The organism is Sphingobium naphthae (genome assembly GCF_043589935.1).
GTDB lineage: Bacteria > Pseudomonadota > Alphaproteobacteria > Sphingomonadales > Sphingomonadaceae > Sphingobium > Sphingobium naphthae_A.
Genome location: NZ_CP171454.1, coordinates 930154 through 952918 on the forward strand (window position 1 = coordinate 930154; position 22765 = coordinate 952918).

The window sequence follows — 22765 nt, forward strand, 5'->3', positions numbered from 1 at the left end:
GCAACTGCAAACGCGCCCATGGAACCTCGGGCCTATCATCTGCCCGAGGAGCCGCACCTCCATGAAGGCCACAGCACCATGCTGGGCTTCTGGATGTACCTGATGAGCGACTGCCTCATCTTCGCCATCCTGTTTGCCACCTATGCCGTGCTGGGCGGCAGCTATGCCGGCGGCCCGGGCCCCAAGGACCTGTTCGACCTGAACCTCATCGCGCTCAACACCGCGATGCTGCTCTTCTCGTCCATCACCTATGGCTTTGCCATGCTGGCGATGGAGAAGAACCGGATCAGCGCGACGCAGGGCTGGCTGTTCGTCACCCTGCTGTTCGGCGGCGCCTTCCTCTTCATCGAGCTCTACGAATTCTCGCACCTCATCCACGAGGGAGCGGGTCCGACGCGCTCGGCCTTCCTATCGGCCTTCTTCACGCTGGTCGGCACCCACGGCTTGCACGTCACCTTCGGTTCGATCTGGCTGGTGACGCTGATGGTGCAGGTCGCGAAGAAGGGCCTCATCCCCGCGAACAAGCGCCGGCTGATGTGCCTCTCCATGTTCTGGCACTTCCTCGACGTCATCTGGATCGGCGTCTTCACCTTTGTCTATCTGATGGGAGTCCTGCGGTGAGCGACGCTGTCCATAGCCACGATGCCCATGGACATGGGCATGATCATCATGACGACCATCATGAAGCAGGATCGCATGGCAGCTTCGGCAGCTATATGATAGGTTTTAGCCTGTCGGTGATCCTGACGGCCATTCCCTTCTGGCTGGTGATGACCGGCACGCTGGCCGACGCGCAGCTGACGGCCTTCATCATTCTGGCCTTCGCCGCCGTGCAGGTGGTCGTCCACATGATCTACTTCCTGCACATGAACAGCCGCGTCGAAGGCGGCTGGTCCTTCATGGCGATGATGCTGACGATCGTGCTGGTGGTCATCGTCCTGTCGGGTTCGATGTGGGTTATGTACCACCTTAACGCCAACATGATGCCGCATCCGCAGATGGAAATGGACATGGGCTCCACGCAGGAAATGCGCCTGTCCAACGACATGAGCGAGATGCCGTGACATCTTTCGAGACCGGGGAGCGCCGCCGGCGTTCCCCGGGCTTCCTGATCGGCCTGACGCTGATCGCCCTTCTGCTGTTCGCCGGTTTCTGCGCCCTTGGCGCCTGGCAGGTCCAGCGCCTCGGCTGGAAGCGCGACCTGATCGCGCGCGTCGATGCCCGCGTCCACGCAGCCCCGGTTCCCGCCCCCGCCCGGGCCACCCGCGATGACGAATATCGCCGCGTCACCGCCACCGGCACCTTCCTGCACGACCACAGCACGCTGGTGCAGGCGACCACGGTCCATGGCGCTGGTTATTGGGTGCTCACGCCTCTGCGGCAACCAGGCGGCGCTGTCCTGCTGGTCAACCGCGGCTTCGTGCCGCCAGCGGCGAAGACCGATTTTGACCGGCCGCAGGGCCAAATACGAGTCACCGGCCTGTTGCGGCTGACCGAGCCGGGCGGCGGTTTCCTGCGTGCCAATGATCCCGCGGCGGACCGCTGGTATTCGCGCGACATCGCCGCCATCGCCGCCGCGCGCCGGTTGGCGCCGGCCATCACCAGCTATTTCATCGACGCGCAGGCGGACTCCCGGTCGGGCAGCCGGCTGCCGATCGGCGGGCTTACCGTCATCCGCTTCCCCAATAACCACCTGCAATATGCGATCACCTGGTTCGCTCTGGCGATCATGACCGTGGGCGCCTACATCATCGTCCTGCGACAGACGGCCCCCGACCGCCGGACATGACCGCGCCCGCGCCGACCCGCGCGCGCTGGCTGCCCAGCCGCTGGCCGGCCGATGCCGCCGGGCGCAAGAATATGGTGCTGCTGGTCCAGCTGCGCTGGATCGCCATCGCCGGGCAGGTCGCCACCATCCTGATCGTGCATTTCGGCATGGGCATCCGCCTGCCCGTCCTGCCGATGCTGGTGGTGCCCTGCATCGCCATCGGCATGAACATCGGCAGCCTGATGATCGTGCGCGGCCGCACCGACATCAGCCATGCCGAGCTGTTCCTGGCGCTGCTGTTCGACGTGATCGCGCTGACGACGCAGCTCTACCTCAGCGGCGGAGCGACCAATCCTTTCATCTCGCTCTATCTGGTGCAGGTGGCGCTGGGGGCGATGCTGCTGCATCATTGGAGCGCCTGGGGCATCGTCACCGTCTCCGCGATCTGCGCGGGGGCGCTGGCCTTTGCCTATCGCCCGCTCGACCTCAGCGAGTTGCTGGAAGGCCGATTGTTCGACCTGCACATCGTTGGCACATGGATCTGCTTCGTGATGATCGCGGTGCTGCTGGTCCTGTTCATGACCCGGATCAATCGCAACCTGCAGGATCGCGAAACCTATATGGCGCAGCTGCGCCAGCATGCGGCCGAGGAGGAGCATATCGTGCGCATGGGGCTACTGGCGTCGGGTGCGGCGCATGAGCTGGGCACGCCGCTTGCGCAGCTGGCGGTGGTGCTGGGCGACTGGCGGCACATGCCCGAAGTGACCCGCCATCCCGTCCTGGTCGAGGAAGTCGTCGAGATGCAGGCGGCGGTCAGCCGCTGCAAGGGCATATTGAGCGGCATTCTCCTGTCCGCCGGCGAAGCGCGCGGCGAAGCGCCCACCGTCACCGACGTGCGCAGCTTCATCGACGGCATCGCGCAGGATTGGCGCGGGGCCAATCCCGACATGCCGCTGCGCTGCGACTTCGGCCCGCATGAATATCCTCGCATCATCGCCGATCCGGTCATTCGCCAGGCGGTGACCAATTTGCTCGACAATGCGCGGGAAGCCGGCGCCACCTACATCAACCTGATGGTTAGTCGCGACCGGGAGTGGCTGCACATCGCGGTCCGGGACAATGGCCGGGGTTTCAGCCCGGACATGCTGGTCGATTTCGGCAAGCCCTATCGGTCGAGCAAGGATCGGCAGGGCAGTGGGCTGGGCCTGTTCCTGGTGGTGAATGTGGTGCGCAAATTGGGCGGGCGCGTCGACGCCAGCAATGGCGCGGATGGCGGCGCAATGATCCAGCTGCGCCTGCCGTTCGCCACCCTGGCGCTGGAGGAGGTGAACGATGGCGCATGAGAAGCAGCTTCTGATCGTCGAGGATGACGAGGGCTTCGCCCGCACGCTCAAGCGCTCGTTCGAGCGGCGCGGCTATGACGTGCTGCTCGCCGACAGTCTGGAAACGGTCACCGCCCTGCTTGGCAGCCACCGGCCGGGCTTTGCGGTCGTGGATCTGAAGCTCGGCCCGCAGTCGGGCCTGGCCTGCGTCCAGGCGCTGCACGCGCACGATCCGGCCATGCTCATCGTCGTTCTGACTGGCTTCGCCAGCATCGCCACTGCGGTCGAGGCGATCAAGCTCGGCGCGACTCATTACCTCGCGAAACCGTCGAACACCGACGATATCGAGGCAGCCTTCGCGCGATCGGGCGGCAACCCGGACGCGCCGCTCGCGCCTCGTCCCACCAGCATCAAGACGCTGGAATGGGAGCATATTCACGAAGTGCTCAAGGACAGCGAATTTAACATTTCGGAGGCCGCGCGCCGACTGGGGATGCACCGCCGCACCCTCGCCCGCAAGCTCGCCAAGCGACAAGTGGGCTGAAGGGCCAAGGATCATTGTCCGCCCGGCAACGTTAGTCGCAACATGCCAATGGGCATGATGGGGGGCACGGCATGACCGATTTGCTGAAGACGTGGCGCAAGGCCAGAAGACTGGTGAAGAAGCGGCACCCCCTGTCGGCCGCGCTCGCATTCCAGGACCTGCTGACGCCGCCGTTCCCCAAGCCCGCGCGCAAGCGCGCCAAGGCGCCGCGCGCCGCCGGCGCGCGCTACAAGCCGACACGCCCCGCGGCGGGCAGCTTCATCAGCGAACGGCATGATGGCCGCCATGGCGCGCTCGCCTACCGGCTCTACACGCCGACGGGCTCGACGCGCCGCCGCCTGCCGCTGGTGGTGATGCTGCATGGCTGCACCCAGACTGCCGAGGATTTCGCGATCGGCACGCGGATGAACCGCCTGGCCGACGAACTGGGCTTCCTCGTCCTTTATCCCGAACAGTCGCAAAAGGCCAATTTCGCGCGCTGCTGGAACTGGCATGCGCCCGAAAATCAAGGTCGGGGCAGCGGCGAGGCAGGCATGATCGCCGCCCTCACCCGTCATGTCGTCACCCTGTGCAACGCCAACCGGACGCGCGTCTACATCGCCGGCATTTCGGCCGGGGGCGCGATGGCGGCGATCGTCGGCGCGGCCTATCCCGATCTGTTCGTTGCGGTGGGCGTGCATTCGGGCGTTCCGCGCGGGGACATTCGGTCGCTGCGCGCCGCGCTGGCCGCGATGCAGGGAAAAGCGGGCGCCATGCCCACCGCCAGGCTGCCGCGCCAATTGCCCACCATCGTCTTTCATGGCGACCAGGACAAGGTCGTCCACCCCTCCAATGCCGGCGGCTTCCTCCACAATCTGGAGCGCGCCGGCATGGGGCCGCTGACGCTGCGATCCCTTCCCGGCAAGTCCGATGGCGGGCGCGACTTCAGCCGGCGCGTCTATCAGGATCGGTTGGGAACGGTGCTGCTGGAGGACTGGACCATCCACGGCAGCGGCCATAGCTGGTCCGGGGGCAGTCCCATGGCCTCCCACACTGACCCGGGAGGCCCCGACGCCTCGCGTGAAATGCTGCGCTTCTTCCTCGCCCGGCGACGGCATAGCTGATCGGAAAGGCGTGGAGCGGGTGAGGGGAATCGAACCCCCGTCGTCAGCTTGGGAAGCTGCTGCTCTACCATTGAGCTACACCCGCACGGCGCCAGCGTCCATGGCGCAGCCGCCGGACGCTGTCAACGGCGCTTAATAGGGCGCGTCGGCATCCCTGGCAGGGATTGCGCCGCGGTGGCCGATGTTCCACCCGGCGAGGCGATGACCCGACAGCGCAGCTTCCTGTGGCGATGCGCCGGCCAGCCGCGCATGGAGATAGCCGGCGTTGAAGGCGTCGCCGGCGCCGCTCGAATCCACCACGTCGATGCGGCGTGGCGGTGCGACCACCTGATCGCCGACCAGGCAGCCTTCGCCGCCCAGCTTGACGATGATTTCCCGCCCCTGCCCTGCACCCCAGCGTGCGGCGGCATCGGCCGCGTCGTCCGCCTCGCCCATCTCGACCTCATCCGCCAGCGTCGGCAGGCCCATGTCGCAAAGAGCGATCGCCCGGTCGCGCCAGTGCCGCGCCGTTGCGGCGTCCGTCCAGAGGCGCGCGCGATAATTGCCGTCGAACGCCACCCGTCCGCCCCTCCCCCGCACCTGATCGCACAAGGCCAGCAAGGCCTCGCGACCCTCGTCCGGCAGGATCGCCAGCGTGATCAGAGAGAAATAGAGCAGGTCCGACTGTGCGGCGCCGGCAATCAGAGCGTCGCTGTCGGGCAGCGCAAACATGCGCCGCGCCGCCGCCTCGCTGCGCCAATAATGGAATGTCCGCTCGCCCGTGGCGTCGGTCTCGATCGCGTAGAGGCCCGGCAGACGGTCAGTCGCCGCCAGCACCAGGCTGGTGTCCACGCCCTCGGCTTGCCATTGGGCCCGGAGGTCCGCACTCATCGGGTCCGATCCCAGGGCGCTCGCCAACCGCACCGTGTCGCCGAAGCGCGCCAGATGCACCGCCGTGTTAATCACGTCGCCGCCATAACGCAGGTTCCAGCTGTCGCCCGCCCCCCGGCTGAGTTCCAGCATCGCTTCACCAATGACCGTAATCGTCGCGTCTGGCCCCATGCCCATGCCCCATCCTGCTCCTGACTGTCGGTCGCGTGGTGGGCAGAGCCGTCGCGCAAGTCAAGTCGTCTCGATCCGCCGCATGATCTGGAACGATCCCGATCCGGCGGCGTTTTGCGGTAGCAAAAGGGCTCGTGCCACATATCGGCGGGGCTGATCGGGGAATGGATGACTACTGCTTCGTCGGACTATAGCGGCAATCGCTTCGAGCTCCTGGTCCAGAGCGTTACCGACTATGCGATCTTCATGCTGGATCTAGACGGCCAGATCGTCAGCTGGAACGCGGGCGCACGCCGGTTCAAGGGCTATGAGGCCACAGAGATTATCGGCGAGCATTTCTCCCGCTTCTATACGCCGCAGGATCAAGCCGCCGGCATCCCTGCGCTCGCGCTTGCCACCGCAAAGCAGGAGGGCCGCTTCGAAGCGGAAGGCTGGCGCGTGCGCAAGGATGGCACGCATTTCTGGGCCAATGTTGTGATCGACCCGATTCGCGATCCGTCCGGCCAGCTTATCGGCTTCGCCAAGGTCACGCGCGACCTGACCGATCGCCGCGCGGCGCAGGAAGCGCTGCGCAAGAGCGAGGAACGGTTCCGCCTGCTGGTGGAAAGCGTCACCGACTATGCGATCTACATGCTCGATCCGGTCGGCACGATCACCAGCTGGAACAGCGGCGCGGAACGAGCCAAGGGCTATAAGGCCGAGGAGATATTGGGCGAGAATTTCGCCCGCTTCTATACCGAGGAGGACCGGATCGCCGGCCTGCCCTCGCGCGCGCTGCACGGCGCGGAGCGCGACGGGCGCTATGAATCGGAAGGCTGGCGCATCCGCAAGGATGGGACGCGATTCTGGGCCAATGCGGTCATCGATGCGATCCGCGATTCCACCGGCAAGCTGATCGGCTTCGCCAAGGTCACGCGCGACCTGACCGAAAGGCGCGAATCGCAACAGGCGCTGGAGGATGCGCGCATCGCCATCATGCAGGCGCAGAAGATGGACGCCATCGGCAAGCTGACCGGCGGGGTGGCGCATGATTTCAACAATCTGCTGGCGGTGATCGTCGGCAGCCTGGACCTGGCGCGCATGCGCCTCGCCAGCGGGGGCGAAGTGGAGCGCTTCCTCGACAACGCCATGGCCGCGGCCGAGCGGGGCGCGACGCTCACCCAGCGCATGCTGGCCTTTGCGCGCCGGCAGGAACTGAAGCTGCAAAGCGTCGATTGCTTGGGGCTGGTGCAGGGCATGGCCGACATGCTGCAGAGCACGATCGGGCCGAGCGTGACTATCGACACGCTCTTCCCCGGCAACCTTCCGCCCGCTTATGCCGACCCTGCGCAACTGGAACTGGCGCTGCTGAACCTGGCCGTTAACGCCCGCGACGCCATGCCGGAGGGCGGCCGCATCATCATCGAAGCGAGCGAGATGCTCACCGCGGAAGGCGCATTGCCAGGCCTCGGCGCTGGCGCCTATGTCAAGCTGTCGGTGGTCGACGATGGCGAGGGCATGGACGAAGCGACGCTGGAACGCGCGGGCGAACCCTTTTTCACGACCAAGGGCGTGGGCAAGGGTACGGGCCTGGGCCTGTCGATGGTTCACGGCTTTGCCGAACAATGCGGCGGGGCGTTGACGATCGAAAGCGTGGTCGGCCTGGGCACTACCGTCTCGCTGTGGCTGCCGGTGTCGCAGCACGCGCCGGAAGATGCGTTCGACAGCGACATGCACTCGGCGGAAGAAGCGGAAACGCCGCTGGTCATCCTGGCGGTGGACGATGATAATCTGGTGTTGATGAACACGGCGGGCATGCTGGAGGATCTGGGTCATACCGTCTTCCAGGCCGGCAGCGCGACCGACGCCCTGCGCATGCTGCAACAGTCCCGTGTCGATATGGTGGTGACGGATCATGCCATGCCTGGCATGACCGGCGCGCAACTGGCCGACGCGATCGAGGAAGCCCATCCGGGCCTGCCGGTCATCATCATCACCGGCTTTGCGGAATTGCCGCCCCACGCCAGCAGCCGCCCGCGGCTGGACAAGCCGTTCCGCCAGGCCGAACTGGCCCGCGCCGTGAACAGCGTGCGCGCGCCATCGCGCCAGAACGGGATGATCTATTTCTCGCCGCCCGTCGACCGGCTCTAGCCGCGCATTCCCTCATCGCAGAGCAATAAATCTGCCGCCAAGAAATGCGAAATCGCGGAAAAGACGGGCATTTGCCCATTCGCGCTTGCAAGAAGGAACGGGCTGGCCAATGGATTGGCGACAGCGCAGCCCGTTATCGCAGGACCCTGGACATGCCGCCCGTTCCGACCCCTACCTCGCATTTCTTCACCTCGCTGCGGACGCGCCTTCACTATCTCGACTGGGGTAATCCGTCCGCGCCGCTGCTGATCCTGGTCCATGGCGGCTTCGATCATGCCCGCAGCTGGGACTGGACGGCGCGCGCGCTGGCGCAGGACTATCATGTCATCACGCCCGACCTGCGCGGCCATGGCGACAGCGCCTGGTCCCTGACCGGCGCTTATCCGATCGCCCATTTCGTCTATGACCTGACGCTGCTGGTCGACCTGCTCGATCGCGCGCCGGTAACAATCGTCGGCCATTCGCTCGGCGGGTCGATCAGCCTGCGCTTCGCCGGCCTGTATCCCGAGAAGGTGCAGAAGATCGTGGCGATCGAAGGGCTGGGGCGATCACCCGACAGCCTGTGGCAACAGGCGGACCGGGCGGCGCCCGACATCTGGCGCGACTGGATCAGCGGTCGCCGCAACCGGGCCCGGCGCACGCCCCGCTCCTATCCGACGATCGAGGCAGCCGTCGGCCGGATGCGCGAGCGCAACGAAGCGCTTTCGCTCGAACAGGCGATGCACCTGACCCAGCATGACGTGAACCGCAACGAGGATGGCAGCTACAGCTGGAAATTCGACCCCTATCTCAAGGGAACTGCGCCCGAAGCGGCGTCGGATGCGGAGCTGCCCGAATTCTGGAAGCGCATCGTTTGCCCGACCCTGCTGTGCCTCGGCCGAAACAGCTGGGCCTCCAACCCCGCCAAGGACGGGCGCATGGCGCATTTCCGCGACGCCCATCTGGTCGAGTTCGACGATGCCGGCCATTGGCTGCACCACGATCAGTTCGATCGCTTCGTGGCGGAACTGCGCGCCTTCCTGCAGCCCGCGGCAGCGCCGAGCGCAGTGGCCGGCGTCAGGCCGTAAAGCCCTCCACCGCGGCGCGATACTGCGCCTTCAGTCCCGCGATGAAATCGGCGGCAGGCTGGACCTTCGCGATCGCGCCGATCCCCTGGCCCGCGCCCCAGACATCGCGCCAGGCCTTCTTTTCGCCGCCTGTCAGGCTCGCGAAATCCATGTCCTTGGCCTTGGGCAGCGCATCGGGGTCCAGCCCCGCCGCAACGATGCTGGGCCGCAGATAATTGCCAAGCACGCCGGTGAAGACGTCGGAATAGACGATGTCGGCCGCGCTGCCATCGACGATCATCTGCTTGTAGGCGGCTTCGGCATTCGCCTCCTGCGTGGCGATGAAGGGCGTGCCCATATAGCCCAGATCAGCGCCCATCATGCGCGCGGCGGCGATCGCCCGGCCCGTGGCGATGGCGCCCGACAGGGCGAGCGGGCCGTCGAACCACTGGCGGATTTCCTGGACGAGCGCGAAGGGCGAGAGCGTGCCGGCATGGCCGCCCGCTCCGGCCGCCACGGCGATCAGGCCGTCCGCGCCCTTCTCCACCGCCTTCCTGGCGAACATATTGTTGATGACGTCGTGCAGGACGATGCCGCCATAGCTGTGGATCGCCTGGTTCACATCCTCACGCGCGCCGAGCGAGGTGATCACGATCGGCACGCGGTAGCGCACGCAAAGCTCCAGATCCTCCTCCAGCCGCGTGTTGGTGCGATGGACGATCAGGTTGACCGCAAAGGGCGCGTCCTGCTCGGTCAACGCCTCCCCCAATTGCTGCAGCCAGCGTTCGAACATGCCCGACGGACGCGCGTTGAGTGAAGGAAAGGCGCCGACGATGCCGCTGCGGCACTGGGCGATGACCAGATCGGGCTGCGAGATGATGAACATCGGCGAGCCGATCAGCGGCAGCGACAGACGATCGCGAAGCAGCGGCGGCAGGGTCATGAACAGCGTCCTCTCTTATAATTCGTCCCGCGCTAACATCGTCAAAGCCGCAGAAAAAGCCGAAAAACAACTGTATTGATGTAATAATACAGCGGTGATAGCATGGCCGCACCTGACCCTGATGGGAGCATGAGCCATGTATAGCGAAAGCGATTTGCAGGATGCCGTAACGGCCGGAGTCCTCTCGCCGCAAGCAGCGCAGGCGCTGCGCGACCATGTCGCGCGGTCGCGGGCGACCAGCGCGGTGGACGAAGAACATTTCCGGCTGCTGACCGGCTTCAACGATATTTTCGTCGCCATCGCCAGCGTCATCCTGCTGATCGCGCTCGGCTGGCTGGGCAACAGCCTTCGATTCGGCGCACCCGAACATCATCCCGCCTTCATGTCCGGCCTGCTGGTCGCCGCCGCCAGTTGGGGCCTAGCCGAATATTTCACGCGCCAGCGTCGCATGGCGCTCCCGTCCATCCTGCTGCTCTGCGGTTTCGTGGGCGGCATCGCCTTCGCGGCGTGCGCGCTGGGCGCGCAGATCTGGCCCGACGCCGGCGATCGCGCCGCATCGCTGATCCTGTCGGGCGCGGCGGCCGTCGGCGCGATCGGCGCGGCGCTGCACTGGCGGCGCTTCATGGTGCCGATCACCGTCGCGGCCGGCGCAGCCGCCGCGGCCGGCGTTCTGGCTGGGCTGGTGCTCGCCGCCTTTCCCGACAATGACACGCTGCCCTTCGTGCTGCTCCTGGCGTCGGGCCTGGCCATCTTCCTGCTGGCGATGCGCTGGGACATGACCGATCGGGCGCGGCTGACGCGCCGCTCCGACGTCGCCTTCTGGCTGCACCTCGCCGCCGCGCCGATGATCGCGCATTCGCTCTTTCACCTGCTGGGCGTGCTGAACGGCGACGAGATTGGCGGCGGGCGCGCCCTGCTGGTCGTGGCCCTCTACATCGCCTTCGGGCTGGTAGCGCTCGCCATCGACCGCCGCGCGCTGCTGGTGTCCAGCCTGGCCTATGTGCTCTTCGCCCTCTACGCCCTGTTCCGCCAGGCGGGCGCGGTCGAACTGTCCTGGGCGCTCACCAGCCTGGTCATCGGGTCGGCGCTGCTGCTGCTGTCCGCGCTCTGGCACCAGGCGCGGGCCCTGATCGTCAACGGCCTGCCTCCGTCGCTGACGCAGCGTCTGCCCTATCTCGACCGGGCAGCTGCCTGATCCAAAGGGGGGCGGAGGCGCAATGCCTTCCGCACCCCAATTCATTTGGCGAAACGTTTGAAGAAACTGTCCGCATTCCATTGCGGCCGTGTCGGCGCATTGGCCACCCGCAAGGTGACGGCCGTCACATAGGCGTTGAGCCTGGCCGTCTCCGCCGGCATCACGGGCTGATCCAGATCGTCGAATGGCGAGTGGTAGAGATTGGCGCGCCACGCCTTTTCGGTGACCGCCTCCGGGCTATTCGCCTTGAAGCCATATTTGAAGAAGAGCGCCGGAATGCCTTCGCGGATGAAGGCATATTGGTCCGATCGAATGAAGACGTTGCGATCGGGGAAAGGATCGGGCGTGATCGGCAGGTTCATCGCCGCGCTGACCGCCGCCGCATCCTGCCCCAGCGAACTCTGGTCATAGCCGATGGGCGTCACGCTGGTCAGCGGAAAGATCGGCAGCGCCATGTCGAAATTGAGATCGGCCACCATGGCGGCTGCGGGCACGGTCGGACGCCGCGCGAAATAGCGGGAGCCGAGCAGCCCCTTCTCCTCCGCCGTGACGATGGCGAAGAGGATGGAGCGCTTGGGCTTCACCTTGGCGGCCTGCAGCGCGCGGCCGATTTCCAGCAGGCTCGCCACGCCCGAGGCATTGTCGAAGGCGCCGTTGTAGATGGCATCGCCCTTGACCGCCGTGCCGATGCCGTAGCCGTCCAGATGCGCGGACAGAACGACATATTCATCGCGGAGGCTGGGATCGCTGCCCGGCATCACGGCGATAAGATTGGGCGAGGACAGGTCCCGCCGCATCGCTTCGACCCGGGCCTTGAGGCGCTGCGCCAGAGGAAAGTTCGCAACCGGCGCGGAAGCATCGGCCGCTGCCGCAACCGCCGCAAAGTCATGGCCCGATCCTACGAACAACAGCGACGAACGGGCCGGGTCGAGTTGCGCGGTGAGGAAGGGACGATCGCTTTCGCGCAGCGCCGCATCGGCATAATAGAGCGACGGCGCGCCAGCCAAGTCGACGCGCCGCTTCCACGGGATTTCGACCTGCGCCGGCGTGACCAGGTTGATGAGGCCGACGGCCCCTTGCGATGCCAGATATTTGGCGCGCTCCGACCGGGCATGAGATTTGAGCGCGCCCGAGATGTTCGCGGGGCCGCCCGACAGGACCACCACGATCTTCCCCTTGAGGTCCAGGCCCGCAAAATCATCATGTCCCGCCTCCGGCAGATGCAGGCCGTAGCCGGCGAAGACCAGCGGCGCATCCATCGCTGCGGGAACGGGGCCGCCGCTGCCCGAAAAGATGAGGTCCCCCGGCACCGACAAGGGTGTCTGCCCCTGCGGCCCGACCAGCGTGGCGCTGCTCCGGTCCGATTGCACCACCTGCTCGACGAAGGCGACCGGCTGCTTGTAGCCATCGACACCCATGGGCTTGAGCCCGAGCGCCCGGAACTGCCCGATCACATATTCCGCCGCGCGGTCATAGCCCGGCGTGCCGGTGCCCCGCCCCTCCATGCCGTCATTGGCGATCGCCTGCACATGACGCCACCAGCGGGCGCCGTCCGCGTCCATCTGCGGATCCGCCTGGGCGCCCACGCCGGCGGGCCCCAGCAGCAGCGCGACGAAGGGCAGCGTGACAGACAGGCGCTTCATGGGAGACTCCGCTTTTTCAATCATCTATCATGATCGATATGGTGCGACGAACAAGAGGCTTGGAACCCCCACCATCTTGTGTATTGTATTAGCAATACACATCAGGAGATTGTGATGTCCCGGTCCCTCCCCTTTCTTGCTCTGGCCACGGCGAGCCTGCTGCTGTCGACCAGCGCCTGCTCGCGCACCGATGAATCCCCGGTTGCGGACGAAGTCGCACGGACGGCGCAGGACTGGTCGTCCCTTCGCGACTTCTCCGCGATCGAGGCGACGGGTCCGGACCATGTCGCCGTGACCATCGCGCCGGACTTCTCGGTCAAGGCGCAAGGCAATGCCGACGCGGTCGCGGATCTCGACATCCAGGTCAAGGACGGCAAGCTGGTGATCGGCCGCAAGTCCAAGTGGAACTGGGACGATGACAGCAATGATCACAGCGCGACCGTGCATGTGACCATGCCGGCGATCAGCGGCGCGGACCTGACCGGCGCCGGCGACTTCGATCTGGACAAGGCGGAGGGCGACAGCCTCGCCCTCTCGCTGACCGGCGCGGGCGATTTCCGCGTCCGCACGGTGAAGCTCAAGTCGCTGACCACCGATATCACTGGCGCGGGATCGGTCAGGATCGCGGGCACGGCCGATACGGCGAAGCTGTCCATCACGGGCGCCGGTGATATTGACGCGGAGGCGCTGAAGGTCGGCAGCGCCGACGTGTCGATCCTGGGCGCGGGCGACATCGACTTCGCATCCGACGGCCGGGTCGCTATTAGCATCATGGGGCCCGGCGACGTAACGGTGAAAGGCAAGGCGCAATGCACGACCACAGGCGTAGGCCCCGGCGAGGCGCACTGCGCACCCTGATCCTCGCCGGTCTGGCGATGGCGTCGCCCGCCGCCGCGGCAACGCGCGGCTTCACCATCACCAGCTTCGACAGCATCCGCGTCGATGCGCCCGTCACCGTCACGCTGGTCACCGGGCAGGGCCCCTCGGCGCGCGCCGAGGGGGACCAGGCCATGCTCGACCGGCTGCATGTCGATGTATCCGGGCGCACGCTCAGCATCACCGCCGACCGGCTGCGCTCGGGCGAAAAGGGCGGCGGCACTGCGATCGTGCGCGTGTCGACGGGGATGCTCGACCGCGTGATGCTGACGGGCGGCGGGTCGATCAGCATCGACCGGCTGAAGGGCCTGCGCGGCCAGATCGTCCTGGGGGGCAATGGCGACATAGCCGTCGGCGACGTTCAACTCGACCGCATCGACCTGATGCTGGCCGGCGGCGGCCGCGCGACTTTGGCCGGGCGGACCGGCGTCGCCACTATTCATGTGACAGGTCCCGGAGCGGTCGCCGCCGAAGCCTTGCGGGCACGGCAGGCGGAGATCGGCAATGACGGCCCCGGCAATGTCGCGCTGACGGCGGAGGTCAACGCGCGGGTCGTCGCCAGCGGATCAGGCGACGTGATCGTGGCGGGCAAGGCCGCTTGCATCGTGGACCATCGCGGCACCGGCCGGGTGCTGTGCGGCGGCGAGGCCTATTGAGCCCGCGCCGATAGCGGCCTCACCAGCATCATGGCGGTATCCACCGCCATGGCCCGTCTTTACGCCGGGACGCTTGCCAGCGCAGCCTTGACGGCGTCGAGCGCGGCCTGCGCCTTGTCGCCATCGGGCCCGCCGCCCTGCGCCATGTCGGGCCGGCCGCCGCCGCCCTTGCCGCCGAGCGCTTCCACGCCCGCGCGAACCAGATCGACGGCGCTGATGCTGCTCTTGAGATCGTCGGTCACGCCGACGGCGATGCTGGCGCGGCCGTCGACCACGGCGAGCACGGCCGACACGCCGCTGCCCAGCGTCGCCTTGTTCTGATCGACGATGCCGCGCAATTCCTTGGGATCAAGGCCGTCGATGACTTGCCCCAAGAAATCGATGTTGCCGACCTTCTCCGGCCCGGCGGCCTGGGCCGCGCCGCCGCCGCCAAGCGCCAGCGCCTTCTTCGCTTCGGCCAGCTCCCGCTCCAGCTTGCGGCTCTGCTCGACCAGCGCGGCGATGCGCGCGGGCACGTCCTCCGGCGTGGTCTTGAGCGCCGCGGCGGTCTGGCGCAGCTTGTCGTCGCGCTCCACCAACCACAAGCGGGCAGCCTCGCCAGTCAGCGCCTCGATCCGGCGCACGCCCGAGGAGACTGCGCTTTCCGACACGATCTTGAACAGGGCGATGTCGCCGGTGGCGCGGACGTGCGTGCCGCCGCACAGTTCGACGGAATAATGAGCGTCGTCGCCCCTGCCCATCGACAGGACGCGGACCTCATCGCCATATTTCTCGCCGAACAGCGCCATGGCGCCCGCGGCGACGGCATCGTCCGGAGTCATAAGGCGGGTCGTGACCTCCTCATTATGGCGAACCTGCGCATTCACATCCGCCTCGATCGCGGCGATCTGCGCATGGGTGAGCGCTTCGGGATGCGAAAAGTCGAACCGCAGCCGGTCCGGCGCGACCAGACTGCCCTTCTGCGTCACATGCGCGCCCAGTTCCTTGCGCAGCGCGGCGTGCAGCAAATGGGTGGCGCTGTGGTTGGCGCGGATGCGATCGCGGCGATCGACATCGACGATCATATGCACCGTGTCGCCGACCTTGATGCTGCCCGCCTCGACCGTCGCATGATGGGCATGAACACGGCCGAGCGGCTTGGCCGTGTCATCGACCAGGGCGACAAAGCCGCCCTGCGTCGTGATCCGGCCCGCGTCGCCCATCTGACCGCCGCTTTCTCCGTAAAAAGGCGTCTGGTTGGTGACGATTGTCACCGTCTCGCCAGCCGTCGCGCTGTCGAAGTTCACACCGTCCTTGACGATGGCCAGAACCTCGCCCTCGCCCTGTGTCGAGCTGTAGCCGATGAATTCGGTGTTGCCGGCCTTTTCGGCGATATCGAACCAGATTTCGTCCGACGCCTTCTCGCCCGACCCCTTCCACGCGGCGCGCGCCGCTGCCTTCTGTTCGGCCATGGCGGCGTCGAAGCCGGCGCGGTCGACGGTCAAGCCGCGCGAGCGCAGCGCGTCTTCGGTAAGGTCGTAGGGGAAGCCATAGGTGTCATAGAGCTTGAACGCGGTTTCGCCCGGCAGCGTGCCGCCTTCGCCGAGATCGACTGTCGCCTCGTCCAGCAGCCGCAGGCCATTTTCCAGCGTCTTGCGGAAGCGTGTCTCCTCGCGCAGCAGCGTCTCCTCGATCAGCGGCTGGGCGCGGACCAGTTCGGGATAGGCGCCGCCCATTTCTGACACGAGGCTGGAGACCAGGCGATACATCAGAGGCTCCTTCGCCCCGATGATATGCGCATGACGCATGGCGCGGCGCATGATCCGGCGCAGCACATAGCCGCGCCCCTCATTGGCGGGCAGAACGCCGTCCGCGATCAGGAAGCCGGCCGAGCGCAGATGATCCGCGATCACGCGGTGGCTCGCCTTGTGCGCGCCATCGGTCGCGGTCCTGCTGAGCGCGCCGCTTTCGGCGATCAGCGCCCTGAACGTGTCGGTATCATAATTGTCGGTGACGCCCTGCATCACCGCGGCGATGCGCTCCAGCCCCATGCCGGTGTCGATGCTGGGCTTGGGCAATTCGCCGACGATCTCGTTCGCTTCCTGCTCATATTGCATGAAGACGAGGTTCCAGATTTCGACGAAGCGATCGCCATCCTCCTCCGGCGATCCGGGCGGGCCGCCCCAGATATGGTCGCCATGATCGTAGAAGATTTCCGAGCAAGGCCCGCACGGACCGCTGTCGCCCATCGCCCAGAAATTATCCTTGGTCGGGATGCGGATGATGCGGTGTTCGGGAAGCCCGGCGATCTTCTTCCACAGCTCAAACGCTTCGTCATCGGTATGATAGACGGTCGCGGTCAGCCGGTCCGCCGGCAGCCCCCATTCCTTGGTCAGCAGGGTCCAGGCATGGGTGATCGCCTGTTCCTTGAAATAGTCGCCGAAGCTGAAATTGCCCAGCATTTCGAAGAAGGTATGGTGCCGCGCGGTATAGCCGACATTGTCGAGGTCGTTATGCTTGCCGCCGGCGCGCACGCATTTCTGGCTCGACGTCGCGGTCTGGTAAGGACGGGTTTCGAGCCCGGTGAAGACATTCTTGAACGGCACCATGCCGGCGTTGACGAACATCAGCGTCGGGTCGTTGTGCGGCACCAGCGGCGCCGAGGGAACGATGGTGTGGCCGTTGCCCCCGAAATAGTCGAGGAAGGAGCGGCGAATGTCGTTGGTCGAAGTCATGGGGGCGATTTAGTGCCAAGCGGTCCGCCGCACAAGCGGCGCTTTTCGTCCTATGTGATCGGTCCATCCCGCTGATCGGCCGCTACAGAAGAGCTTGAGTCACCTGGCTGAGCGCTGCCTCGAAAGTGGCTTTCAGCAACTGCAAGATCATGCCGGCGGCAAGGACCAGGAAGGCGACGACGACCATGAACTGAAGCTGACGCGCAATCTTCTGGCTACGCGCGCTGCTGTGTTCGATGGTGCGACGCTCCGCAGCGCGCCGATCCGGGTCGCCCGGCGTCCATTTGGGTGCAGCGATCGCTGACGCGCCGGTCAGGGCCATGGTGTCGATCATGTCCTGGGCCCGTATGCCGCATTGCCCGCTCTTGCTCCACACGACACGCCCGATGACGACCTGCGATGCACGGCGTACTTCGATATAGCTCCCGCGGCGAGGCGGGTTGGCCACCCGCAGCATCATGCCGTGCAGCGAAACGTTCATGATGGTCACGTCGAACCAGCCGTCGCCAAGCCGCACGCGCGCTGGCACGGACGTCGATATACGCGGCTCACGCTCCTTCATGCCAATATCCCAAAGTTTCCAGCGCTGCGCCGGCCAAGTTGCTTGAATAACGACAGATCGCGGCGAAACTTTAGGAAAACCAGCTATTTGCCGATAAGCTCACCCGATCGGCGCCTCGATCGAGGCGGGTGGGTGGGAGAACCAGGCGGGGCCTTGCGGGGTCATGTGGAAACAGTCCTCCATGCGCATGCCCATGACGCCCGGCAGATAGAGGCCGGGTTCGTTGGAGAAGCACATGCCGACGTCCAGCCGCGTCGTCTCGCCATGGACGAGGTTGACCGGCTCATGCCCCTCCATACCGATGCCATGGCCGGTGCGGTGGGAAAGGCCCGGCAGCGTGTAGCCCGGGCCGTAGCCGCGCTGTTCGTAGAAGGCGCGCACCGCATCGTCGACCGCGCCCGCCGGGACGCCCAGACGCGCCGCTTCGATCGCGATCGCCTGGCCCCGCGCCACGTCGTTCCAGACGGCGCGCTGCTGCGGCGTTGGCGTCGCATCGTGAATCCAGCTGCGGCTGATGTCGGACTGATAATCCTCCACCGTGCAGCCGCAGTCCATCAACACCACCTCGCCGGCCCGCACCGCCTGCGGCTTGCCCGATCCATGCGGATAGGCGGCCGCCTCGCCCAGCAGCACCAGGTTGAATTCGACCTTGCCGCCCAGCTGCTGAGTCGCCGCGCTCATCAGCGCGCCGATGTCGGCCGGGATCATGCCCGCCTTCACCTGCGGATAGGTCCAGCGATAGGCGGCCATGGTGACGTCCGCCGCCGCCTGCATCAGGGCGATTTCCGCCGCCGTCTTGCGCATCCGCAAGGCGCGCGTGACCGGATCACGCACCAGCGTCGCCGCGGGCAGCGCAGCCTGGAGGCCATCGACGGCGAAGTAGCGAACGCTTTCCTCGATCGCGATGCGGCCCTTGGCAAGACCCTTGGTAGTCAGGAAGTCGGCGATAAGGGCATAGGGGCTTTCATGCTCCTGCCAGACGCGCACGTCGGCAGGGATGGCCAGCGATTCGTCGATCGAGGGCTTTTCGAAGAAGGGGCAGATGATGAGCGGCGCGCCGCTTGCGGGAATGACAGCGGCGGTCAGACGCTCCGACCGGTGCCAGCGTATGCCGCTATAGTAAATCAGGGTCGCCCCCGGTTCGACCAGCAGCGCGTCGATCCCCTCCCGCTGCATCATCGCTTGCGCGCGCCGGAGGCGATCGGCGCGTTCGGCCTTGCCGATCGGCGTGACGCCGCCGGTGAGCGGGCGCAGGGCTTCGGCCGCTCGCTCCTGCGCGAAGAGGCGCGGACTGACGACGCCGACAGCGAAGCCGACAGCAGCCATGTGCAGGATGCTGCGCCGATCACGCATAGGCGTAGGGGCCTCCCGCCGCCAGCGCCGCCTGATAGGCGGGGCGCGCATGCATGTCGTCGAGCCAGCGGATCAGGCTGGGCCGGCTCTGGTCCAGACCGCCGCGCGAACGCGACGCTTCCAGCGGGAAGCTCATCATCATGTCGGCGGCCGTAAAGGCGTCGCCGGCGAAATAGGGGCGGCTCGCCAGTTCGCTTTCGAGCCAGTCGAGATGATCGTCGAGCATCCGCTGCACGGTGGGCCGGGCGGGACGGCCCAACAGGCCGAGCTTGCCGACGACGAGCAGCGCCAGCAGCGGCGGCATCATCGACCCTTCGGCATAATGGAGGAACTGGCGATAGCGGATCGCGCCCTGCGCATCGGCGGGCGGGCCAAACTGGTTGCCGGCGCGGGCCACGAGATAGTCCATGATCGCGCCGGTCTCGATCAGGCGATGGCCGTCGACCTCCACCACCGGGGAGCGGCCGAGCGGGTGGACGGCGCGCAGCGAGGCGGGCGCGCGCATCGTCTTGCGATCGCGTTCATAGCGGCGGACCTCATAAGGTTCGCCCAGTTCCTCCAGCAGCCAGAGGATGCGTTGCGACCGGCTGTTGTTCAGATGATGGACGATGATGGTCATGATGCCTCCCAGGCTGCCTGCCGGCGAGGGCTAACGCAGCCCGGCAGGCTTGCCAAGTTGGAGAAGAAGGCCGTCAGGCCATCTCCAGCGCTTCCGCCTTCTTCCTGGCGCGGAAAGCGTGGAGGAGCGGTTCGGTATAGCCGCTGGGCTGAGCGACGCCATCGAACACGAGCGCGCGCGCGGCCTGGAAGGCAAGGCTTGCCTCCTCGCGGCCGCTCATCGGCTGATAGAGCGGATCGCCCGCATTCTGGGCATCGACCTTTGCCGCCATGCGGCGCAGCGCGGCATCGACCTGATCCGCCGTGCAGACCCCGTGCAGCAGCCAGTTAGCCATATGCTGCGAGGAGATACGCAGCGTCGCGCGATCCTCCATCAGGCCGATGTCGTGAATGTCTGGCACCTTGGAGCAGCCCACGCCCTGATCGACCCAGCGCACGACATAGCCGAGGATGCCCTGGGCGTTATTGTCCAGTTCCTGCGCGATTTCCTCTTCGGAAAAGTTGCGGCCGACAGCGGCGGGGATGGTCAGCAAGGCGGCGAGCGGGGCGATGCCCTCCGCCTGTCGCTCCTGCTGGCGCGCAAACACGTCGATGCGATGATAATGAGTGGCGTGCAGCGTCGCGGCCGTGGGCGAGGGAACCCAGGCGGTATTGGCGCCGCTTCGGGGATGGCCCGATTTCTGTTCGAGCATGTCGGCCATGCGATCGGGCGCGGCCCACATGCCCTTGCCGATCTGCGCCCTGCCGCTGAGGCCGCAGGCGAGGCCGATCTGGACGTTGCGATCCTCATAGGCGGTGATCCAGTCGCTCGTCTTCATCTCGCCCTTGCGGATCATCGGGCCGGCCTGCATCGACGTGTGCATCTCGTCGCCGGTGCGGTCGAGGAAGCCGGTATTGATGAAGACGATGCGGTCCTTCACCGCATGAATGCAGGCGGCGAGATTGGCCGACGTGCGACGTTCCTCGTCCATGACGCCGACCTTGATGGTGTGGCGCGCCATGCCCAGCATATCTTCGATCGCGTCGAACAGCCGGTCGGTGAAGGCGACTTCGTCCGGCCCGTGCATCTTGGGCTTGACGATATAGACGCTGCCGGCGCGGCTGTTGGCGTTGCGGCCATGGATGTCGTGGAGCGCGATCAGGCTCGTGACGATGCCGTCGATCAGCCCTTCGGGCGCTTCGTCCCCGTTCGGCAAGCGCACGGCCGGCGTGGTCATCAGATGGCCGACATTGCGGACGAAGAGCAGGCTGCGGCCGGGCAAGGCGAAGGCGCTGCCGTCGGGCGCGGTGTAGGCGCGATCCGGGTTGAGCGCGCGAGTCATCATGGCCCCGCCCTTTTCGAACGTATCGGTAAGATCGCCCCGCATCATGCCGAGCCAGTTGGCATAGGCCGCGACCTTATCCGCCGCATCGACCGCGGCGACCGAATCCTCCAGGTCGCAGATGGTGGTGAGCGCGGATTCGAGGATGACGTCGGCAATACCCGCGGGATCGGCCGCGCCGATGGGATGGTCCCGATCGAACAGGATCTCGATATGCAGGCCATTGTGGCGGAAGAGCTTGCCCTTCTCGCTCGTCCCGACGAACTGCGACGGATCGGCGAGGCGGATGTCGTCGCTCGACAGGTCTGCCCAGCTGCCGCTCGCCAGCGGGATGGCATCGTCCAGGAAGGCCTTGGCCCAGGCGATGACCTGCGCGCCGCGCTGCGGGTCATAGCCCTTCCCCGCCGCCGCGCCGGGGATCGCGTCGGTGCCGTAGAGCGCATCGTAAAGGCTGCCCCAGCGCGCATTGGCGGCGTTGAGCAGGAAGCGGGCGTTGAGGATCGGCACGACCAGCTGCGGGCCGGCAAGCCGCGCGACTTCGTCATCGACATGGGTGCTGGCGATGGCGAAGGGCGCAGGTTCGGCGACCAGATAGCCGATGTCGCGCAGCAACTGCTGATAGGCGGCGGCGTCATGGGGCTGGCCCCGGCGCTGTTCATGCCAGCTGTCGATCTGCGCCTGCAGCGTATCGCGCTTGCGCAGCAGGGCGGCATTCTCCGGCGCGAAGCGCGCCAGGATCGCGGCTGTGCCCGCCCAGAAGGCATCGGGTGCGATCCCGGTGCCCGGCAAGGCGCGCGTGTCGATGAAATCGGCGAGCGGCGCCGCGACTTTCAGGCCGGACTTGTCGATCATGCGGTCGGTCATTCAGCATCTCCCACCATCACCCCGTCTGTTTCGCGCCAGCGCGGATGACGGCATCGACGCCTATGTAGGCGATTAACATTATGCCGTATAGACGCTATTATGCGAACATAGTCATTCCTGTGGTGAACGAATATGATGGATGCCGACCATGAACTGTTCGTAACGGTAGTGGATGAAGGCGGGTTGGCGGCGGCCGGGCGGCGTCTGCATATTTCGCCGGCGATGATGTCGAAGCGCCTGTCCCGGCTGGAGGAACGGCTGGGCGCGAAGCTGGTGCATCGCACGACGCGCAGGCTGGCGCTGACGCCGGCGGGCGAGCGGCTGCATGCCGACCTGCGCGGCATATTGGCCGCGCTGGACGAGGCGGAGCGGCGCGTGACCGGAGCGGCGGCGATCGCCGCGGGGCCGCTGCGCGTGACCGCGCCCACCTCCTTTGGCCGCATGCACCTGGCGCCGCATCTGCACCGCTTCCTCGACGCCCACCCGCAGGTCGACCTAAGCATCGACCTCAGCGACGACTATGTCGACCTGATCGACGCGCGGGTCGACATCGCCATCCGCATCGCCGCCGATCCGGGGAGAAGCCTGGGCGCGCGGCGGCTGGCGGACAATCGCCGCATCCTGTGCGCCGCGCCGGACTATCTGGCCCGCCATGGCGCGCCCGCGCGCCTGTCCGACCTGCGCCGGCATCGCCTGCTCGCCGCCGACGGGCAATTGCCGTGGCGGCTGGTCGGACCGCGCGGCCCCGTGCAGGTGGACGGCCGCAGCATCGTGCGCACCAACAGCAGCGAAATGGTGCGCGAACTGTGCCTGTCGGGCGCGGGCATCGCGCTGCGATCGCTGTGGGACGTCAGCGACGCGCTGGCCGCCGGGCATGTGCGTCAGATCCTGCCGGACCATCAGGGATCGGCGGATGTCGGCCTGTTCGCGCTATGGCTGCCGCAGGACAATCTGCCGCGCACGATGCGCGTGTTCATCGATTTTCTGGCCGGCCTCTATGCGCCTGTTCCCCCCTGGGAGCGTTCGGCCATTGCCCTAGCGGAACCAAGCCACTAAGGCCGCGCC

At 66.5% G+C, this 22765-nt stretch carries 20 protein-coding genes and 1 tRNA gene; 12 read left to right on the forward strand and 9 right to left on the reverse strand.

What is annotated here, in order from left to right; genetic code table 11:
- The first annotated feature begins 18 nt into the window (after nt 1–18).
- The 6 genes from cyoC to ACGGKE_RS04615 all read left to right on the forward strand — a co-directional run bounded on the left by cyoC (nt 19) and on the right by ACGGKE_RS04615 (nt 4737).
- On the forward strand, nt 19–621 hold the full coding sequence (cyoC, locus tag ACGGKE_RS04590; protein ID WP_394440444.1) for a cytochrome o ubiquinol oxidase subunit III: 603 nt from the start codon (nt 19–21) through the stop codon (nt 619–621).
- Entirely contained in the window at nt 618–1064 is a 447-nt protein-coding gene (gene cyoD / locus ACGGKE_RS04595; RefSeq protein WP_394440446.1) for a cytochrome o ubiquinol oxidase subunit IV, read from the forward strand. Before cyoC ends, cyoD begins: the two co-directional genes overlap by 4 nt.
- A complete protein-coding gene (locus ACGGKE_RS04600; RefSeq protein WP_394440448.1) occupies nt 1061–1789 on the forward strand; it encodes an SURF1 family protein in 729 nt (242 codons plus the stop codon). Before cyoD ends, ACGGKE_RS04600 begins: the two co-directional genes overlap by 4 nt.
- Nucleotides 1786–3111: an ATP-binding protein gene (locus ACGGKE_RS04605; protein WP_394440450.1), complete on the forward strand. Its 1326-nt coding sequence runs from the start codon at nt 1786–1788 to the stop codon at nt 3109–3111. The genes ACGGKE_RS04600 and ACGGKE_RS04605 overlap by 4 nt, the downstream gene beginning before the upstream one ends.
- Nucleotides 3101–3634, forward strand: a complete 534-nt coding sequence (locus ACGGKE_RS04610) for a response regulator transcription factor (RefSeq protein ID WP_317515399.1) — start codon at nt 3101–3103, stop codon at nt 3632–3634. The genes ACGGKE_RS04605 and ACGGKE_RS04610 overlap by 11 nt, the downstream gene beginning before the upstream one ends.
- A gap of 71 nt (nt 3635–3705) precedes the next feature.
- A complete protein-coding gene (locus ACGGKE_RS04615) occupies nt 3706–4737 on the forward strand; it encodes an alpha/beta hydrolase family esterase (protein WP_394440453.1) in 1032 nt (343 codons plus the stop codon).
- Between the two features lie 11 nt (nt 4738–4748).
- Here ACGGKE_RS04615 and ACGGKE_RS04620 read toward each other — a convergent pair.
- Both ACGGKE_RS04620 and ACGGKE_RS04625 read right to left on the reverse strand, forming a co-directional pair.
- Nucleotides 4749–4822 (reverse strand) — tRNA-Gly (locus ACGGKE_RS04620).
- A gap of 47 nt (nt 4823–4869) precedes the next feature.
- Entirely contained in the window at nt 4870–5778 is a 909-nt protein-coding gene (locus tag ACGGKE_RS04625; RefSeq protein ID WP_394441728.1) for a sugar kinase, read from the reverse strand.
- 168 nt (nt 5779–5946) lie between these two features.
- Between ACGGKE_RS04625 and ACGGKE_RS04630 the strand changes: the two genes are divergently transcribed.
- Together ACGGKE_RS04630 and ACGGKE_RS04635 are read left to right on the forward strand one after the other, a co-directional pair.
- Entirely contained in the window at nt 5947–7908 is a 1962-nt protein-coding gene (locus ACGGKE_RS04630; protein ID WP_394440455.1) for a PAS domain S-box protein, read from the forward strand.
- A gap of 152 nt (nt 7909–8060) precedes the next feature.
- Nucleotides 8061–8975, forward strand: coding sequence for an alpha/beta fold hydrolase (locus ACGGKE_RS04635; protein ID WP_394440457.1), 915 nt, complete (start codon nt 8061–8063; stop codon nt 8973–8975).
- Here the strand turns inward: ACGGKE_RS04635 and ACGGKE_RS04640 are convergent.
- Nucleotides 8965–9897 carry a nitronate monooxygenase family protein gene (locus tag ACGGKE_RS04640; protein WP_228166677.1) on the reverse strand — a complete coding sequence of 311 codons (933 nt, stop codon included), beginning with the start codon at nt 9895–9897 and terminating at the stop codon, nt 8965–8967. The genes ACGGKE_RS04635 and ACGGKE_RS04640 overlap by 11 nt on opposite strands.
- Nucleotides 9898–10033: 136 nt before the next feature.
- Here ACGGKE_RS04640 and ACGGKE_RS04645 point away from each other — a divergent pair, with 136 nt between their 5' ends.
- A complete protein-coding gene (locus ACGGKE_RS04645) occupies nt 10034–11092 on the forward strand; it encodes a hypothetical protein (protein WP_394440459.1) in 1059 nt (352 codons plus the stop codon).
- A gap of 41 nt (nt 11093–11133) precedes the next feature.
- Here the strand turns inward: ACGGKE_RS04645 and ACGGKE_RS04650 are convergent, their stop codons facing one another.
- Nucleotides 11134–12735 carry a M28 family metallopeptidase gene (locus ACGGKE_RS04650; protein ID WP_394440461.1) on the reverse strand — a complete coding sequence of 534 codons (1602 nt, stop codon included), beginning with the start codon at nt 12733–12735 and terminating at the stop codon, nt 11134–11136.
- 114 nt (nt 12736–12849) lie between these two features.
- Between ACGGKE_RS04650 and ACGGKE_RS04655 the strand changes: the two genes are divergently transcribed.
- Together ACGGKE_RS04655 and ACGGKE_RS04660 are read left to right on the forward strand one after the other, a co-directional pair.
- On the forward strand, nt 12850–13593 hold the full coding sequence (locus ACGGKE_RS04655) for a head GIN domain-containing protein (RefSeq protein WP_394440463.1): 744 nt from the start codon (nt 12850–12852) through the stop codon (nt 13591–13593).
- On the forward strand, nt 13545–14267 hold the full coding sequence (locus ACGGKE_RS04660) for a GIN domain-containing protein (RefSeq protein WP_394440465.1): 723 nt from the start codon (nt 13545–13547) through the stop codon (nt 14265–14267). Before ACGGKE_RS04655 ends, ACGGKE_RS04660 begins: the two co-directional genes overlap by 49 nt.
- Before the next feature lie 59 nt (nt 14268–14326).
- Here ACGGKE_RS04660 and alaS read toward each other — a convergent pair whose 3' ends face one another.
- The 5 genes from alaS to ACGGKE_RS04685 all read right to left on the reverse strand — a co-directional run bounded on the left by alaS (nt 14327) and on the right by ACGGKE_RS04685 (nt 21700).
- Complete coding sequence (alaS, locus tag ACGGKE_RS04665) at nt 14327–16981, reverse strand: alanine--tRNA ligase (protein WP_394440467.1); 2655 nt, start codon at nt 16979–16981, stop codon at nt 14327–14329.
- An 82-nt stretch (nt 16982–17063) separates the two neighbouring features.
- Nucleotides 17064–17543, reverse strand: coding sequence for a PilZ domain-containing protein (locus ACGGKE_RS04670; protein WP_394440469.1), 480 nt, complete (start codon nt 17541–17543; stop codon nt 17064–17066).
- 99 nt (nt 17544–17642) lie between these two features.
- Entirely contained in the window at nt 17643–18896 is a 1254-nt protein-coding gene (locus ACGGKE_RS04675; RefSeq protein ID WP_394440471.1) for a M24 family metallopeptidase, read from the reverse strand.
- Complete coding sequence (locus ACGGKE_RS04680) at nt 18889–19515, reverse strand: glutathione S-transferase family protein (protein ID WP_394440473.1); 627 nt, start codon at nt 19513–19515, stop codon at nt 18889–18891. Before ACGGKE_RS04680 ends, ACGGKE_RS04675 begins: the two co-directional genes overlap by 8 nt.
- A gap of 73 nt (nt 19516–19588) precedes the next feature.
- A complete protein-coding gene (locus ACGGKE_RS04685; RefSeq protein WP_394440475.1) occupies nt 19589–21700 on the reverse strand; it encodes a malate synthase G in 2112 nt (703 codons plus the stop codon).
- 132 nt (nt 21701–21832) lie between these two features.
- Here ACGGKE_RS04685 and ACGGKE_RS04690 point away from each other — a divergent pair, with 132 nt between their 5' ends.
- Nucleotides 21833–22756 (forward strand): LysR family transcriptional regulator, encoded by a 924-nt coding sequence (locus ACGGKE_RS04690; protein ID WP_394440477.1) that lies wholly within the window; start codon nt 21833–21835, stop codon nt 22754–22756.
- Nucleotides 22757–22765 lie beyond the last annotated feature (9 nt).